The sequence below is a fragment of the Plantactinospora sp. WMMC1484 genome (assembly GCF_049315195.1).
Taxonomy (GTDB): Bacteria; Actinomycetota; Actinomycetes; order Mycobacteriales; family Micromonosporaceae; genus Plantactinospora.
This window is the reverse complement of the sequence record NZ_CP186055.1, coordinates 6,306,182-6,322,291: the sequence shown is the minus strand read 5'-3', so window position 1 is coordinate 6,322,291 and position 16,110 is coordinate 6,306,182. Positions and strand designations below refer to the sequence as shown.

General features: G+C 72.4%; 13 protein-coding genes. 8 read left to right on the top strand and 5 right to left on the bottom strand.

The window, feature by feature from the left end:
* Window positions 1-2 precede the first annotated feature (2 nt).
* The 5 genes from ACN28C_RS27215 (at window position 3) to rhaS (ending at window position 7,034) form a co-directional block, all read left to right on the top strand.
* Window positions 3-1,520 carry an MFS transporter gene (locus ACN28C_RS27215; RefSeq protein WP_422770359.1) on the top strand — a complete coding sequence of 506 codons (1,518 nt, stop codon included), beginning with the start codon at window positions 3-5 and terminating at the stop codon, window positions 1,518-1,520.
* A 667-nt stretch (window positions 1,521-2,187) separates the two neighbouring features.
* Window positions 2,188-3,813: a sugar ABC transporter ATP-binding protein gene (locus tag ACN28C_RS27210; protein ID WP_422770358.1), complete on the top strand. Its 1,626-nt coding sequence runs from the start codon at window positions 2,188-2,190 to the stop codon at window positions 3,811-3,813.
* The gene (locus ACN28C_RS27205) at window positions 3,810-4,880 is read left to right on the top strand and encodes an ABC transporter permease (RefSeq protein ID WP_422770357.1); all 1,071 of its coding nucleotides are present in this window, start codon (window positions 3,810-3,812) and stop codon (window positions 4,878-4,880) included. The genes ACN28C_RS27210 and ACN28C_RS27205 overlap by 4 nt, the downstream gene beginning before the upstream one ends.
* Window positions 4,870-5,898, top strand: coding sequence for an ABC transporter permease (locus tag ACN28C_RS27200; RefSeq protein ID WP_422770356.1), 1,029 nt, complete (start codon window positions 4,870-4,872; stop codon window positions 5,896-5,898). The genes ACN28C_RS27205 and ACN28C_RS27200 overlap by 11 nt, the downstream gene beginning before the upstream one ends.
* A 74-nt stretch (window positions 5,899-5,972) precedes the next feature.
* A complete protein-coding gene (rhaS, locus tag ACN28C_RS27195) occupies window positions 5,973-7,034 on the top strand; it encodes a rhamnose ABC transporter substrate-binding protein (protein WP_422770355.1) in 1,062 nt (353 codons plus the stop codon).
* 236 nt (window positions 7,035-7,270) lie between these two features.
* Here rhaS and ACN28C_RS27190 read toward each other — a convergent pair whose 3' ends face one another.
* On the bottom strand, window positions 7,271-8,569 hold the full coding sequence (locus ACN28C_RS27190) for an aldehyde dehydrogenase family protein (protein ID WP_422770354.1): 1,299 nt from the start codon (window positions 8,567-8,569) through the stop codon (window positions 7,271-7,273).
* A gap of 219 nt (window positions 8,570-8,788) precedes the next feature.
* Between ACN28C_RS27190 and ACN28C_RS27185 the strand changes: the two genes are divergently transcribed.
* Entirely contained in the window at window positions 8,789-9,622 is an 834-nt protein-coding gene (locus tag ACN28C_RS27185; RefSeq protein WP_422770353.1) for a hypothetical protein, read from the top strand.
* Here the strand turns inward: ACN28C_RS27185 and ACN28C_RS27180 are convergent.
* Window positions 9,586-11,085: a DUF2207 family protein gene (locus ACN28C_RS27180; RefSeq protein WP_422770352.1), complete on the bottom strand. Its 1,500-nt coding sequence runs from the start codon at window positions 11,083-11,085 to the stop codon at window positions 9,586-9,588. The genes ACN28C_RS27185 and ACN28C_RS27180 overlap by 37 nt on opposite strands.
* Before the next feature lie 174 nt (window positions 11,086-11,259).
* On the opposite strand from ACN28C_RS27180, the gene ACN28C_RS27175 reads away from it, so the two are divergent.
* Both ACN28C_RS27175 and ACN28C_RS27170 read left to right on the top strand, forming a co-directional pair.
* A complete protein-coding gene (locus ACN28C_RS27175; RefSeq protein WP_422770351.1) occupies window positions 11,260-11,808 on the top strand; it encodes an RNA polymerase sigma factor in 549 nt (182 codons plus the stop codon).
* Between the two features lie 468 nt (window positions 11,809-12,276).
* Window positions 12,277-12,486, top strand: coding sequence for a hypothetical protein (locus ACN28C_RS27170; protein ID WP_421492061.1), 210 nt, complete (start codon window positions 12,277-12,279; stop codon window positions 12,484-12,486).
* 30 nt (window positions 12,487-12,516) lie between these two features.
* Here ACN28C_RS27170 and ACN28C_RS27165 read toward each other — a convergent pair whose 3' ends face one another.
* The 3 genes from ACN28C_RS27165 to ACN28C_RS27155 all read right to left on the bottom strand — a co-directional run bounded on the left by ACN28C_RS27165 (window position 12,517) and on the right by ACN28C_RS27155 (window position 16,036).
* Window positions 12,517-14,091: a serine/threonine-protein kinase gene (locus ACN28C_RS27165; protein WP_422770350.1), complete on the bottom strand. Its 1,575-nt coding sequence runs from the start codon at window positions 14,089-14,091 to the stop codon at window positions 12,517-12,519.
* A gap of 178 nt (window positions 14,092-14,269) precedes the next feature.
* Complete coding sequence (locus ACN28C_RS27160) at window positions 14,270-14,854, bottom strand: hypothetical protein (protein ID WP_422770349.1); 585 nt, start codon at window positions 14,852-14,854, stop codon at window positions 14,270-14,272.
* 129 nt (window positions 14,855-14,983) lie between these two features.
* The gene (locus tag ACN28C_RS27155) at window positions 14,984-16,036 is read right to left on the bottom strand and encodes an LLM class flavin-dependent oxidoreductase (protein ID WP_422770348.1); all 1,053 of its coding nucleotides are present in this window, start codon (window positions 16,034-16,036) and stop codon (window positions 14,984-14,986) included.
* Between the last annotated feature and the right edge of the window lie 74 nt (window positions 16,037-16,110).

Below are 16,110 nucleotides of genomic sequence, written 5' to 3'. Positions count from 1 at the left end.
CCATGAGCACAATCCGGGGAGACCGGAAGACCTTCTACCAGTTGCTGGTCAACACCCTCCTGGTGTCGGTGATCAACTTCACCGTCTGGTTCGCGATCACCTTCTACGTCTACCTCCAGACCCGCTCGGTCTTCGCCACCGGCGTGGTCTCCGGGATCTTCTTGGTGCTGACGGCGCTGACCGGCATCTGGTTCGGCAGCCTGGTCGACCACCATTCCAAGAAGACCGTGATGCAGGCGTCGGCGGCCGTGTCGCTCACGCTCTACGCCGTGGCGCTGGCCGTCTACCAGGTCACCCCGGAAGAGTCGTTCACCGATCCGGCGAGCGTCCCGCTCTGGGTGATGATCGTCCTGCTGATGTTCGGCGTGATTGCGGGCAACATCCGGACGATCGCGCTGCCGACCCTGGTTACCGTGCTGATCGAGGAGGAGACCAGGGACCGGGCCAACGGGCTGGTCGGCACCACCTCCGGGGTCACCTTCCTGGTGACGTCGGTCATCAGCGGTCTCCTGGTGGCGATCGGCGGGATGTTCTGGGTGCTGGTCCTGGCGCTGGTGGTGCTGGCCGTCGCCCTGGCGCACCTGGCCCTCGTGCCGATACCACACCGTCCGGCGGCACCGGCCGCCGAGGCGACGCCCGCCGCCCCCGCACCGATCGCCGCCGCGTCACCGCTGACCGGGGAGCCGCCGCGTGCCACCGCTCCGGCGGTCAGCGCCGAGCCGGCCGTGGCGGCGAAGCGGACGGTGGACCTGCGGGGCACCATCCGGGTGATCCGCGAGGTGCCGGGACTGACCGCCCTGATCCTCTTCTCGACCTTCAACAACTTCCTCGGCGGCATCTTCATGGCGCTGATGGATGCCTACGGGCTGTCGCTGGTCTCGGTGCAGACCTGGGGCCTGCTCTGGGGGCTGTTGAGCACGGGCTTCATCGTCGGCGGGCTGCTCATCGCCCGGACAGGTCTGAGCAGTAACCCTGTCCGGCTGCTGCTGCTGGTCAACATGGTGCTCTGGACCGTCACGCTGCTCTTCCCGCTACAGTCCTCGATCGTCCTGCTCACCGCCGGGATGTACGTCTACATGTTGGTCGTGCCGTATGCGGAGGCTGCCGAGCAGACGATCCTGCAGAAGGTGGTGCCGTACGAGCGGCAGGGCCGGGTCTTCGGCTTCGCGCAGAGCGTCGAGCAGGCGGCCTCGCCACTGACCGCCTTCCTGATTTCCCCGATCGCGCAGTTCTTCTTCATCCCGTTCATGACGGACGGGGCGGGTGCCCGGGCGATCGGCGGCTGGTTCGGCACCGGCGCCGACCGCGGGCTCGCGCTGGTCTTCGTGCTGACCGGCATCGTCGGCATGATCGCCACCGGGCTGGCGCTGCGCAGCCGCCCCTACCGGCGGCTGAGCGGGCGGTACGCGGCGGGATCGCCGGACACCCCGGATCATCCGGACGCGGGCTCGGATCCGGACGCGGCCTCGGATCCGGACGCGGGCTCGGGGGAGCTGAGCCCGTCCGGCGCGGCCCGGTAGCGTGCCGAGCGTCGGGGCTGCGCGCCGACATTGGGCGTCGGGGTGCGCGCCGGCATTGAACGTCGGGGCCGCGCGTCGGGGCCGAACGTGGCATCCCGTGCTGGCACTGACCTACGGCGGGGCGCGACGCGCACCGGACCCGGGTGCCTGGCGGCTTGCCGAACTGCGGCTGACGCTGCCGGTCGGCCCGGACTCCTGACCCGTTCCCGCATGGGCCCGCTTCCCACGCTGCCGGTTGCGCGGACCGACCATCACAGGCAGTCCTCCCGCTCCGACCTGTACACCAGAGGCGTAACCACGCACTGACAATGCCTCTGGTGTACAGGTGAGTGGGTGCGGGACGCCGTCGTGCTCCTCTGTTCGGGATCCCGCGACTGAATCGTGTCAAGGATGCCGCTCGGATCGGGCGGCGGAGGGTGGCCGGGCGGGGGTGGTCGGCGGCGCGGCGGCGCATGGCGCAACTGGACGGCCGGAGCGGGATGTAGTGCGATCCGGTGTGGGTGACAGCCGGCGGAAGAGCCCTGCCCAGAGCGGCTTTGGGACCAGGAAAGGGCTTACTGGCGAGTAACGATTCGGTAACCGCCGTGAAACTCTTGACCGGCCCGGAAGGCTGCCTCTAGCGTCTTCATCACGTCGTCTGAAACGTTTCATGACTGGGAGGGCCCCGATGTCCGAGCGTGCGGACCAGGGTGTGGCACGACTGGTCCTGGCCGACGTGCGGAAGTCGTTCGGGGCGGTGCACGCACTGGTCGACGGGCGCCTCGAACTGCGGGCCGGCGAGGTGCACGCACTGGTCGGAGAGAACGGCGCGGGCAAGTCCACCCTGGTGAAGATCCTGGCCGGCGTGCACACCCCGGACACCGGGGTGCTCAGGATGGATGGTGCGCCGCTGATCCTGAACGGACCGGCCGACGCCCGGGCGGCCGGGATCGCCGTCATCTACCAGGAACCCACGCTCTTCCCGGACCTGTCGGTGGCGGAGAACATCTTCATGGGCCGGCAACCGCTGCGCGGCCTGCGACGGATCGACAGCGCAGCGATGCGTCGGCGCACGGCGGAGCTCTTCGCGCGGCTCGGCGTACCGCTGGATCCGGACCGACCGGCGCGCGGACTCTCCATCGCCGACCAGCAGCTCGTGGAGATCGCCAAGGCGCTCTCCTTCGAGGCCCGGGTGCTGGTGATGGACGAGCCGACGGCGGCGCTCTCCGGCGTCGAGGTGGAGCGGCTCTTCGCGGTCGTCCGGTCGTTGCGCGAGGCCGGCGCGGCGATCCTGTTCATCTCGCACCGGTTCGACGAGGTCTTCGCGCTCAGCCAGCGGGTCACCGTGATGCGGGACGGGCGCTGGGTCTCCACCGACCCGACGGAGGACCTGGACGTGGCCCAGGTCGTACGCCGGATGGTCGGCCGGGAGGTGGCACAGCTCTATCCGAAGCAGGAGACCGAGTCCGGTGAGGTGATCCTCCAGGTGCGCGGTCTGACCCGGCGCGGCGTCTTCGCCGACGTCGGCTTCGAGGTGCGCCGGGGCGAGATCGTGGCCCTTGCCGGCCTGGTCGGAGCCGGTCGCAGCGAGGTGGTCCGGGCCGTCTTCGGCATCGACCCGTACGACGAGGGCGAGGTGCTGGTCGACGGCGTACGGCTGCCCGGGCGCAGGCCGGCGGCGGCGATGGCGGCCGGCGTGGCGCTGGTGCCGGAGGACCGCCGCCAGCAAGGGCTGGTGATGGAGCTGTCGATCGAGCGGAACGCCACGCTGACCCGGCGCTGGCCGCTGGCCCGGTTCGGCCTGCTCGGCCGGGGCGCGGAACGGACCGCCGCGCAGACCTGGTCCGAGCGGTTGCGGGTGAAGGCGGCGCGGCTCGCCGACCCCGTCTCCACGCTCTCCGGTGGCAACCAGCAGAAGGTGGTGCTGGCGAAGTGGCTCTCCACCACGCCCAAGGTGCTGGTCGTCGACGAGCCGACCCGGGGGATCGACGTCGGCACCAAGGCCGAGGTGCACCGGTTGATGTCGCAGCTCGCCGCCGAGGGCGTCGCGGTCCTGATGGTCTCCAGCGAGCTGCCCGAGGTGCTGGGCATGGCCGACCGGGTGCTGGTGATGCACGAGGGGCGGCTGGTCAGCGAGCTCTCCCGGAGTGCGGCGACCGAGGAGTCCGTGATGCTCGCCGCGACCGGTGCCGCCGCCGGCGCCGAGAAGGTCGGTGCCACCGGGGTCGGTGCCACCGGAATCGGTGCCACCGGAATCGGCGGCGGTCAGGGAGGCGGCGGCCAGGGAGGCCACGGCCAGGGAGGACAGTTGTGACGACCACGATCCGTCCGGAGGCGGCGTCGGATGCGGACGCCGAGACCGGGCCCGGGGCCAGGGGTGGCCGGGCCGGGATCAGACTCGGCCGCCGGCTCTTCGTGGCCCGCGAGGTCGGGATCGGGCTGGCGCTGCTCCTGCTGATCGGGATCACCACGGCGGTGAACCCGCGCTTCCTCTCCGGTCAGGGCCGGCGCGATCTACTGCTCGGCGCGACCATCCTGGTGGTGCTGGCGGTCGGCCAGGCCATTGTGATCATCACCCGCAACGTCGACCTCTCGGTCGGCTCGGTACTCGGGCTGGCGGCCTTCGCCACCGGAAAGCTCTTCCTGGCCATGCCGGACGCGCCGATCGTGCTGGCGATCCTGGCCGGCATCGGGGTCGGCCTGCTCTGCGGCGCGGTGAACGGGGCGCTGATCGCGGTGGCCCGGGTGCCGGCCCTGGTGGTCACCCTCGGCACCCTCTACGTGTTCCGGGGCATCGACTACTCCTGGGCGGCCGGCCAGCAGATCAACGCCGCCGACATGCCCGAGGGCTTCAAGAGCATGGGCAGCGCCGCCCTGCTCGGCTTCCCGCTGCTCGCCCTCTTCGCGGTCGCCGTGCTCCTGGTCGCCGGTTTCTACCTGCGGTCGTACCGTAGCGGCCGGGAGCTGTACGCGATCGGTTCCGACCCGGCGGCGGCCCGGCTCTCCGGCATCCCGGTGGGTCGGCGGGTCTTCGGGGCCCTGGTCGTCAGCGGTGGGCTGGCCGGCCTGGCCGGGGTGCTCTACGCGGCCCGGTTCGGCACCCTGGACGCCGCCGCCGGCAGCGGGATCGAGCTCAGCGTGGTCGCCGCGGTGGTGGTCGGCGGAGTCGCGATCTTCGGCGGCAGCGGTTCGGTGTACGGAGCGGCGCTCGGCGCCGTCCTGCTGAGCACCATCGGCAGCGCCCTGCCGGTGCTGCGGGTCAACCCCTTCTGGCAGCAGGCGGTCGTCGGGGCCCTGATCCTGGCCGCGATCGGATTGGACCGGGCGCTCGCCGCGCGGGTGGCCCGACGGCTACGAGGAAGGAGGGCCCGTGGCGCCTGAGAGGACGGGCCGGCCGGCCCGCTGGCTTTCCGCCTTCGGCACCTGGGATGTCCTGGTGGTCGTCGTGCTGGCCCTGGTCGTGGTCGGCGCGTCGGTGCTCGTCGAGGGGTTCGCCACCGCCCGGTTCTGGGGCTTCCTGCTGCTGGACATCGTCCCGATCGCGCTGATCGCCCTGCCGATGACACTGATAGTGATCACCGGGGAGATCGACCTGTCGGTGGCGAGCATGCTCGGCCTCTCCAGCGCCGTACTGGGCCAGCTCTGGGTGACCGGGGTGCCGCTGGCCCTGGCCGTACCACTGGTGGTGCTGCTCGGTGCCGTGCTGGGAGCGGTGAACGGACTCTTCGTCGCCGGGTTCGGCCTGCCGTCGCTGGCGGTGACGATCGGCACCCTCGCGCTCTACCGGGGCCTGGCCTACGTGGTGCTCGGCGACCGGGCGGTCGCGGACTTCCCGATCGGCTGGACCGGCAACTCCATCGAGGCGCTGCCCGGCACGACGGTGCCCTGGGTGGTGGTGCCGCTTGCCGTACTCGCGATCGGGTTCGGAGTGCTGCTGCACGCCACCCCGATCGGTCGGGGCCTCTACGCGATGGGCAACAACGAGCAGGCGGCGACCTTCGCCGGCATCGCGGTGGCCCGGACCAAGTTCTGGCTCTACGTCGGCACCGGCGCGATCGCCGCCCTCGCCGGCGTCTTCTGGACCATGCGGTACGCCAGCGCCCGCGCCGACAACGGGAGCGGGCTCGAACTGGCGGTGGTCGCGGCGGTGCTGCTCGGCGGCGTCTCCATCTTCGGCGGGCGGGGGACGCTGGTCGGCGTGCTGGCCGGCGTACTGCTGCTGACGACCCTGCGCAACGCCCTGCAACTGGCCGACGTGCCGGCCGACACCCTGACCGTGGTCACCGGAACCCTGCTGATCGTCTCCGTCGTCGGGCCGAACGTGGCCGGCATGCTCCGGGCGCGGATGCGCCGCCGACGACCCACCGCACCGCCGGTGGCGGGCGCCGAAGGCGCCTGACCACTTTCCAACCCTGTAACCACCCCTTTTCACCGGCCCGAATGTGGGCAGTGCGATGTGAGGAAGGACCGGTCATGACCGTTCTGCGATCCAGAGGCGTACGGATGGGCGCCGCCGCGGCGACCCTGGCGGCGTTGGTGCTCGCCGCCGGCTGTGCGAGTGACGACGACGGCACCCCGTCCGGCGGTTCCTCCGCCGGTGGCGGCGACTCGATCAAGGAGGGGTTGAGCGTCGCCTTCCTGCCCAAGCAGGTGAACAACCCGTACTTCACCGTCTCGGACAACGGGGGCAAGGCGGCGGTGGAGGAGTTCAAGGGCGAGTACAAGGAGGTCGGTCCCTCGGAGGCGAGCGCCTCCTCGCAGGTCAGCTACCTCAACACCCTGACGCAGCAGGGCAGCGACGTGATCGTCGTGTCGGCGAACGACCCGAACGCGATCTGCGGGGCCGTCAACCAGGCGCGGCAGGGCGGTGCGAAGGTGGTCACCTTCGACTCCGACACCAACCCGGACTGCCGGGACCTCTTCGTCAACCAGGTGACCGGGCAGGGCATCGCGGAGAACCAGATCAAGCTGATCTCGGAGGCGATCGGTGGTCAGGGCAAGATCGCGATCCTCTCGGCGACCGCGAACGCGACCAACCAGAACGCCTGGATCGAGCTGATGAAGACCGAGCTGCAGAAGCCGGAGTACGGCGGGATCGAGCTGGTCGCGACCGTCTACGGCGACGACAAGGACGAGAAGTCGTTCCAGGAGACCCAGGGACTGCTCTCCGCCCACCCCGACCTGAAGGGGATCATCTCGCCGACCACCGTCGGCGTCGCCGCGGCGGCGCGGTACCTCTCCGGATCGCAGTACAAGGGCAAGGTGGCCCTGACCGGCCTGGGCACCCCGAACCAGATGCGGGAGTTCGTCAAGAACGGCACGGTGCAGAGCTTCGCGCTGTGGAACCCGGCCGACCTCGGCTATCTGGCCGCGTACGCCGGGGCCGCCCTCGCCTCCGGGATGATCACGGGCAAGGAGGGCGAGACGTTCACCGCCGGCAAGCTGGGTGAGTACACGGTCGGCGCCGACGGCGTCGTGGTGCTCGGCCCGCCGACCGTCTTCGACGCGGGCAACATCGACCAGTTCGACTTCTAGCCTCCTCCGGGTGCCGCCGACCGCCGTCCTGCGGTGCCGGGGGTCGGCCCGCGGCTCCGGGGTCCGGCCCGCGGCTCCGGGCAGGACACTCCGTGAGGAAGGAATGGCGTCCGTGACCGTACCGGTCGCGCAAACGACATCGGCTGGACGGAGCGGAACCGGACGGAGCGGAACCGGCCCTGCTACGCCTGCTCGCCAAGGGGCTGCCGAGACCGTCGGTCCGGCGGCCCGGCCGGTCAGTCCGGCAGGCCGCCGGACTGACCGGCCGGTGTGACCACGTACTGCCGCAGGTAGAGATCCTGGAAGGTGACCGGCCCACGCGGACCCGGCACGTGGTCCACGTTGATCCCGGTCTCCGGCACTCCGTGCAGCTTGAAGCCGTCCAGCAGACGGGTGGAGGCGTTCCAGAAGACCCCGGTGCCGATGGCGGAGGCGATGAACCGCTCGGCGGCGGCCCGGTCCTCCGTGACGATCGTCGCGGCGAGTCCGGAAGTCTCGGTGTTGGCGATCGCCACCGCCTCGGCCAGGTCGGCCACCTCGGCGATGGTCACGGTCGCCTCCCGGCCGCTGTCCAGCGCCCACTCGTAGCCGACCGGGTGGTCATGGGGCGGGAGCGAGGCGCGCACGCCCAGCTCGGCCATTGCCGACCCGAAGTGCGGCACCGCCTCCCCGGCGAGGTCCCGGTGGACCAGCAGCAGGTTGACCCGGTTGCAGACGCCGAGCCGGTCCAGGCCGGCGACGAGTAGCCGGGTCGCCACCGCCAGGTCGGCGGCGGCGTCGACGTAGAGGACCCCGCCGCCGTCGGCGTGTGCGAGCGTACGCACGCCGTGCCGGGCCGCCTCGGCGCCCAACGAGCGGGTGGCGTCACCACTGCCTCTGAGGATGACAAGCGGAATGAGGTCGGTCTGCCGGACCAGGGCGACCGCGCTGGCCCGGCTCGCGTCCGGCAGCAGTTGGATCAGGTCGGGATCGAGGCCGACGTCGCGCAGCCCGGGGGCGATGGCGTGCCGGTAGAGGGCCTCGGCCGAGGTGAGCGCGGCAGAGCCGGTACGCAGCACTCCGGCGTTGCGGGACTTCACCAGTTGGGAGGCGACGTCGACGGTCACGTTCGGGCGGGCCTCGAAGTTCGCCCCGATCACGCCGACCGGCCGGCGCCGCTCGGCGAGGCGCAGCCCGCCCGGGAGGGACCGCAGCGGCGTCTCCCGGGCCGGGAACGGCGCCTCGGCGAGCAGCCGGAGCTGGTCGGCCATGCCCTTCAGCCGGGCCGCGTCCAGGCGGAGCCGGTCCTGGAGGGCGGGGCTCATCCCGGCGGCGCCGGCCGCCTCGACGTCCTGCTGGTTGGCGGCGAGGATCCGGCTCTCGGCGGCGACCAGGTGCTCGGCCATCGCGCCCAGCGCGGCATCGACGACCTGGTCGGGGGCCTCGGTCAGTCCGGCCGATGCCGCCCGGGCCCGCCGGCCACACTCGGCGACCAGCGCCTGGACCTGGTCGTCCCCGCCACCCGGTGCCTCGCCGGTCGCTTCGCTCGACACCATTGTCCGGTCTCCTTCGCCGTCCTCGTCCGCCGCCGCCACGCGCTCCGTGCGCTGATGACAGCCACCGAGTCTGGCACGTTTGTTCAACGAGGGAGCAATGGTGTCCGCTATTCAGGACCCGCCCACTCGCCGCCGATTCGCCGCCCACCCGCCGATCGGTCACCGGCCGGTCCAAGCCCTGCGGAGGTACAAGATCGGCGTACGGATAGGGTCCCCGCCATGTCGAAGAACCTGGTGCGGGTCGTCTTCATCGACGCCGACACCGGAGCGCGGATCGGTCGTACCGAGTTGCCCGTCGGGCAACTGCCGGAGACGTTCCAACCGGCGACCACCCTGGAGCTGGCCGACGCTACCTGGGTCGTCGAACGAGCCGAGCCGCCGACCGCGGCCCAGTTCGCCGCGACCGGCGCCCTCACCCTGACGCTGCGCCGGATCGAGTCCGTCCCGGTCGACGACATCCTGTACTCGCTGCCGACGCTCTGCGCCACCCTGCCGGCGGTTGCCGCGGCGCCGGCCGGCGCCGACCGCCTCGAACTGCACGAGGACGACTGGCGGCAGGTGGAGTTGGTCAGCGCCGATCTCGGCGACGAGGTCCAGGCCGAGCTGCGAACGGTACGACGGAGCTTCGAGGAGCACGCCCGACGCGACGAGCAGGGCCGGATCCACGGGTTCCGGGGCATCCACGTCCGGACCCGCCCGGTCCGGCCCTTGTCCAGGCCGGTCTCCCGGAACCGGCTGCTGAACCTGCTGCCGCCGGGCGCCCGCGACCTCGGCGGGATCGGCTTCCGCGGTCAGCGGGGGATCGTGCCCAGTTCCTTCGCGGTGGCCGTGGGTCGGGTGCGGCTCTACGGCCTCACCGACGGTGACTCGGTCGCCGTGCTGGCCGTGAAGGCCGAACCCGACCCGGCGCCGCAGCCGGGTCTGGTCACCGGGCTGGCGCGGGTGATGCAGGAGGCTGACCTGCTGCTCGTCGACTGGTGCCGGGTCGCCGTGGTGGGACCGGGATCGGTCGGTGACTACCTGGCGGCGGTCGGCGCCGTCGGCCGGGAGTGAGCCGTCGGCCGGGAGTGCACGGTGACGTCCCGGACCCGACGGGTCCACGGCCGAACCTGGGCGGTGACCACGTCGCCGAGGCGACAGCGGCCGGCGATCTCCTCGGGCAGCACCCAGGCACGGGTCCGGCCCGAGCGGCCGTCGTCGATCACCAGGTAGTGGTTCACCGGTACGTAGGTCCGGCCGCTTCCCTCCACCACCCTGCGCTGCCAGACCTGGTGCCAGATCACCTCGCCGGTCACGCCGACGGGCGCCACCAGGTCGAGCAGCACCCGGATGGCGAGGTATCCGGCGTAGCCGAGGGCGAGGACTCCGGCGAGCGCGAACCCGAGCACGATCGGGTCGCCGGCGAACCGCGCCAGGATTTCGCCGACCAGGCCGGAGTCTCCGGCGTCCGGGCGCACGCCACTCGGGTCCAGCGAGAGTGAGCCGAGCACGCCGGTGAACGTGCCGCCCACCATCGCGGCGAGGAACGCCCGGAACCCGATCCAGCCCAGCGACTGCCCGTACCGGAGACGGTTGCCGGGATAGTCGACCCGGACCTGCCGCCAGCCTCCGCCGTACGCGGACCAGAGCAGTTCCCGGCGCGCGAGTCCGAGATGGACGATCCGGGAGACCACCCGGGTGAGCCCGAGCGCGGTGCCGTAGCCGAGCCGGCGCCCCCAGCTGGCGACGGCCGCCGGTGGCAGATCGGCGAAGCCGGGCTGCCCGGCCAGCCAGGCCCGCAGCCCGGACCAGCGCGCGGCGACGCCACGGCCGGCGGGGGTGTCCCGCTCGCCGAGGTCCCGTCGGGCGACGGTGCCGAGCGCGACCGCGCCGAGCACGAGCGCGGCGATCCCGACGAACGCGCTGTTGCCCTCCTCGGCGCCGTCCGGTGTGCCGCCGGTCCGGGCCAGGTAGTGCCAGACCGCCACCCCCACGGTGAGCGAGGCGGCACAGCCGAGCGCCACGAGCGCGGCGACCAGGGACGCGGGGAACCGTCGTCGGGAGAGCCCGAGGCGCCGGGCGTCGGCGACCACCAGCCGGCGGAACGAGGTCGTCCACGACCCGGCCCGACGCTCGTCATGCAGGGCGAGGGCGGTCAGCGGCACCGTACCGCCGACCGCGCGTTCGACGACCCTGGCGAGGACGAGCCGCTCGTAGCGGTTGAGGTCGTCGGTGGGGCGGCCGGTGGGACGCACCGTGGTCCCGGCCGGATCCGAGCCGGCCTGCCGCAGCTCGAGATGTCCCCGTGCGGCGAGGTCGAGCAGGGTGGCGCGGGCAGCGTCCGGGGTGAACCGCCACCGGTTGGCGAGCAGGCTAACCACGGCGGGCGACTCCGGACCGGGCGGATCCGCTGTCGGCGCGCCCGGCGTGATCCTCGCCGGACGGGTGGCGAGCCGGGCGATCCAGTAGGTGGCGATCCAGACGGCGAGGCCGATCGCCGGCAGACCGGCCTCGACCGCCAGGTCGGCGGCGCTCACGGGCATCACCTTTCCGTTTCGGACGGACCTGCCGGGCAGTTGGCGGTCGCCACGTTGATGTTGCGAGACGGCGTCAAGGCGGCCAATCGTCCGTCCGGCCGGACCGGCTTCCGGGTTCGCCGCAACCGGGCCGAGCAGATCTGACGCTGGACGTGGCTACCTAGACTCGGCTTCGTGTCCTCCGGAGTCACCGACCTCGACGTGCTGGCCCGGGCCGCCGCCGACGGTGACCGGGACGCCCTGGACCGCCTTCTCGTCGCGGTTCGCCCCGATGTGTTACGGATGTCCGCGCGCTTCCTGCCAAACCGGGAGGATGCCGAGGAGGCGTGCCAGGACACCCTGCTCGCGGTGGCCCGGGGGATAACCAGGTTCGACGGCCGGTCGGCGTTCCGGACCTGGTTGCACCGGGTCGCCGCCAACCGCGCCCGTTCGACGTACGCGGCACTGCGCCGGCGGTTCGAGGCCGAGGCACACCACGAGCCGATGCCGGAACTACCCGATCCGCGCCGCACCAGCGTGGTCGCCGGTACCCGGCTGGACCTGCTCGACGCGCTGGACGCGATCGGCCCCGAGCTCGCCGAGTCGGTCGCGCTGCGGGACGTCCTGGGCCTGCCCTACCGGGAGATCGCGGTGCTGTTGGACCTTCCCGAGGGCACCGTCAAGTCGCGGATCCACCAGGGGCGGCGGCAGTTGCGCGGGCGGCTCACCGAAACAGGGGCGTGACAGGTGCGCCGCCCGCCGTGGTGCCGCCTGTCGATGTACCGCCCGCCGGCCCGGCGAGCCCGCCGAGTCTGGTTCTCCGGTGCAACCGGCCCGGTTCCGGGCTCCGGCGGCTCCGTCGGTGGTGCCCGCCGCAGCGCGCCGGGCGTGCTGGGCCTGCTCGTGGCCCCGGTGCTGGTGGTGGCCGGATGCGGTTCGCCGCCGGTCGCACCACTGCCCGGAGAGTGGCCGAGCCGTACGCCTCCCGTCAGCGCCACCGGTGGCCCGGCGGCCGGCGGCCCGCCGACCGGTGTTCCGTCCCGGGCGGACGCCGGGCGACCGGCGGCCAGTCCTGCCGACGTTCCGCCCGCAACCGGCACACCCCGCCGTCCCCGTGGCAGTACGCCGCCCCGGACGTCTCCCACCGCCGGACTCTCCCCGGCCTGCCTTCCGGCCGTCATCTACACCGTGGACGGCTCGGACAGTGCAGCCATGCCCAGGGCGCTCTGCCTGACGGTGGCCGCGATCCTGCGGGTGCAGAACGTCGGGCCGGGAACCGTGACGGCGGTACCGGCGGAGAAGGTCGCCCGGCACTGGGAGGGTGGCGTGGTCGACTGTCGGATGCTGAGTCCGGGCACCGTCACGGTCGAGGTGGCGGGCGAGCAGGGCAGCCACACGATCACCGTGCTGGTGGTCGAGTGACCGGCGGGTCGACCGCCTACGGGGGGCGCGTCAGGGACGCAGCCGTACTCCGGCCAGTAGCGTGTCGACGAAGTCCGTCGATGCGTCCGTCGGGGGTGCGACCTGCACGTACACCAGGCCGGCCCCGCCCGGGGCGATCCCGGCGGCCTCGACGATCACCGGTTTGCCGGTGCGGCAGGCGGTGAACCTGGCGACGTACCAGTCGACGGTGCCACGCCGTACGCTCCGTACCGGTGCCGGGAGGCACTCCGCGTGCGGATGCTCGGCGACGTACCCGGCCGGATCGTGCCGCTCGGCCAGGCTCCGTGACAGCCCGACGAAGGCCCCGGGCACCCTGGGATCCGTCGGCCAGCGTTCCGGGTCCGGCGACATCACCAGGGCCGGCTCCAGGGCGCCGTCCGGACCACGCTGGCCGATCCAGCCCGACCCCGTGGCGCGCCAGCCCTCGGGTAGGGCGACGGTGATCCGGCCGCTCGAGTCCGTGCCGAACCGGCTGTGCCGATCCGGCCAGCCCGGGCCGAGCGTGGCGAACGCCACCCCCGCGAGCACGGTGGCTCCCAGCGACACGGCGACGCCGCGCAGTACGCGGGCTCTGCGCAGTACGCGGGCTCTGCGCAGTACGCGGGCTCTGCGCAGTACGAAGGCCCTGCGCAGTACGAAGGCCCTGCGCCGGAGAGCGCCTCTGCGCCGTACGGCGGTTTTCCGTACCGCGGCGGCCCGGAGCGGTCGGCGCCCGTGCCGGGGTGCCGTCCGGCGGTCCGGCGGTCCGGCCGGTCCGCCGCCGGTCGCCAGGTCGAGCGCGGCGGCGAAGGCGCTCGCGTCCGGATAGCGCTCCGCCGGTGACCGTGCCGTCGCCCGGCGGAGCACGGTCGCGACCGCCGGAGGTACGCCGGCCCGCAGCGGCGGCGGCACCGGGGCATCGGTGGTCTCCACCGGATCGGAGACGCAGAGCAGCGTCGCGCCGAGGCGGCCGAGCCCGAACACATCGGCCCGGGCGTCAACGAGCGCAGCCGGGGAGTCCTGCTCCGGGGCCATGTATCCGGGAGTACCGGCCCGGGCGGTCAGCCCCGAGGCCGCCGCGAGCGCCTTGGCGAGCCCGAGGTCGGCGATCAGGACCGACTCGGCAGGTCCGGCCGGACCGGACCCGGCGCCGGCCGGTGCGCCGCCGGGCGGTACCGCCCGGAACAGCACGTTGCCCGGGGTCAGATCCCGGTGCACGACGCCGCTCGCGTGCAGCACGCCCACCCCGGCGGCGATCTCGCGCAGTACCCGTAGAGCCTGCTCGACCGGCATCGGGCCGGCGGCGAGGCGGTCCCGCAGGCTACCCCCCGCCGCCCAGGCCATCACCAGGTACGGTCGGCCGTCCGCCAACTCGCCGACCGAGTGGATCCGGACGAGACGTTCGTGGTCGAGCCGCCACAGCAGGCGGCCCTCGTCCAGGAAACGTTCCCGGACCCGCAGGTCGTGAGACCAGTTCTCGGCCAGCACCTTGATCGCCACCCGGGCGTCCAGGGCCGGGTCGTGTGCCAGCCAGACGGTCGCGAACGAACCGAAGCCCAGCAGCCGCTCGACCCGGTAGGGTCCGATCCGCCGGGGCGGATTCACGGGAACGGCCGGTGGCGGTCGTGGGTCACCAGGCGAGAACCGCTGGTCACCCGGCCAGGATAACGCCGGGTTTCCAGGCGAGCGGACCGCTCGGATGTGGTCGGGACGGTCTGGGCGGTAAGTGGTGTACCGCCGCGATGCTCCACATCCGAGCGGCTCCGGACTCATCGGGCCAGCGTCAGCACTGGTCGTCGCCGCCGACGAAGGAGGCGAGCACCCGATCCCGCTCACCGCTGGAAACCTGGTGGACGTACTCGCTCGAGAAGCCCTCGAAGAAGGCGATGATCCGGTCGCCGCCGCCCGGCACCACGTATGCGCGCAGCGTCCACTTGCCGTGCTCGACGGCGCCGCGCTGGCCGTACCGCATCTCCAGCTCGGCCAGCGTCATGCCGACCCGTCCACCGGCCCGGGTCCGGATCGCCGGATCGGTGGTGATGATCTGCACCAGCCGGTTGCCCTGGAACTTGAGGAGCAGGCTGCCGGCGTACCGGCCGGTGGCCTCCGCGTAGTAGTAACCGGCGCAGGTCTGCGCCTCCTCGACGTTGATCACCCGACCCGTGGCGACCAGTCCCGTCCGGGTCGACACCCCGATCCGGTAGGGACCGATGCCGTTGGCCGTGAGCGCGGGCCGGCTCACGGCTGTGCGGGCCGGCTCGGTCGTGGGCGTTGCAGCGGCCCCGGTCGGCGCGACCGGGACGAGGACGAGGAGTCCGGCGAGCAGGAGACCCAGGCCGGCAACGCGACGTCGTGCTGATCTGTACATGGTGGACCCTCCGGTCTGACTGGTGTTGTCATCCGGTTAGTCCCTGCGGCGGCATGGTTTGTTCGGCCCCGTCGCTGCCGGAAACCCGACAGGTGGCACCCACGGAGTGCGAGGGCGGCGCGCCCGGTGTCAGGACGTCGAGGTGGTCTCCGCCGCGAGTAGTTTCCGGACCCGGGGGACCACGTCGGCGGCGTACCGCTCGATCGTCTCCAGCAGGTGTTCGTGTGGCAGGGTGCCGGCCGAGTACTTGAGGTCGATGCGCTGCACCCCGAGGACGCGGATGGTACGGGCGACCTTGCGGGCGACGGTTTCGGCCGAGCCGACGTGCCAGGCCCCGTTGGAGATGTCGTTGTCGAAGCGCTGTCGGGTCATCGGCGGCCAGCCGCGTTCGGCGCCGATCCGGTCGAGCATTGCCCGGGCGTGCGGCCAGAGCAGGTCGGCCGCCTCCTGGTCGGTGTCGGCCACGAAGCCGGGCACGTGCACCGCCACCGGCAGCGGTTCTCGGCCGAACTCGGCGAGGGCGCGATGGTAGAGCTGGACATACGGGGCGAACCGGGCTGGTTCTCCGCCGATCACGGCCAGCACCAGCGGGAAGCCGAGCCGGGCGGCCCGGACCACCGACTCCGGGCTGCCGCCGACGCCGATCCAGGTGCGGATCCGGCCGGAGTCGGTCTTCGGATAGACGTGCTGCTTCGCCAGGGGCGCCCGGACCGTGCCCTGCCAGGTGACCGCGTCCTCGGTGAGCAGCTCCGCCATCAGCTCGGCCTTCTCCTCGAAGAGTCGGTCGTAGTCGGCCAGGTTGTAACCGAAGAGCGGGAACGACTCGGTGAACGAGCCGCGGCCGAGGATGATCTCCGCCCGGCCGCGGGCCAGGGCGTCGAGGGTGGCGAACCGCTCGTAGACGCGTACCGGATCGTCGGAGCTCAGCACGGTGACCGCCGTGCCGAGCCGGATCCGCTCGGTCCGGGCTGCGATCGCGGCCAGCACGATCTCCGGAGACGAGACCGCATAGTCGTCCCGGTGGTGCTCGCCGAGCCCGAAGGCGTCGATGCCGAGCCGGTCGGCCAGCACGGCCTCCTCGACCACGTTGCGGATCACCTGGGCGTACGACACCCTGTCGCCGTCGGGACCGGCGGTGACGTCGCCGAAGCTGTCCAGACCGAACTCCACGGCGGTCGCCATCTCGTCCTCCTTCACCGGTCGCCGGTCGGGTCCGTGCGACCGGCTCTCCGGGCCGTGCAACGGCGATGCAGATG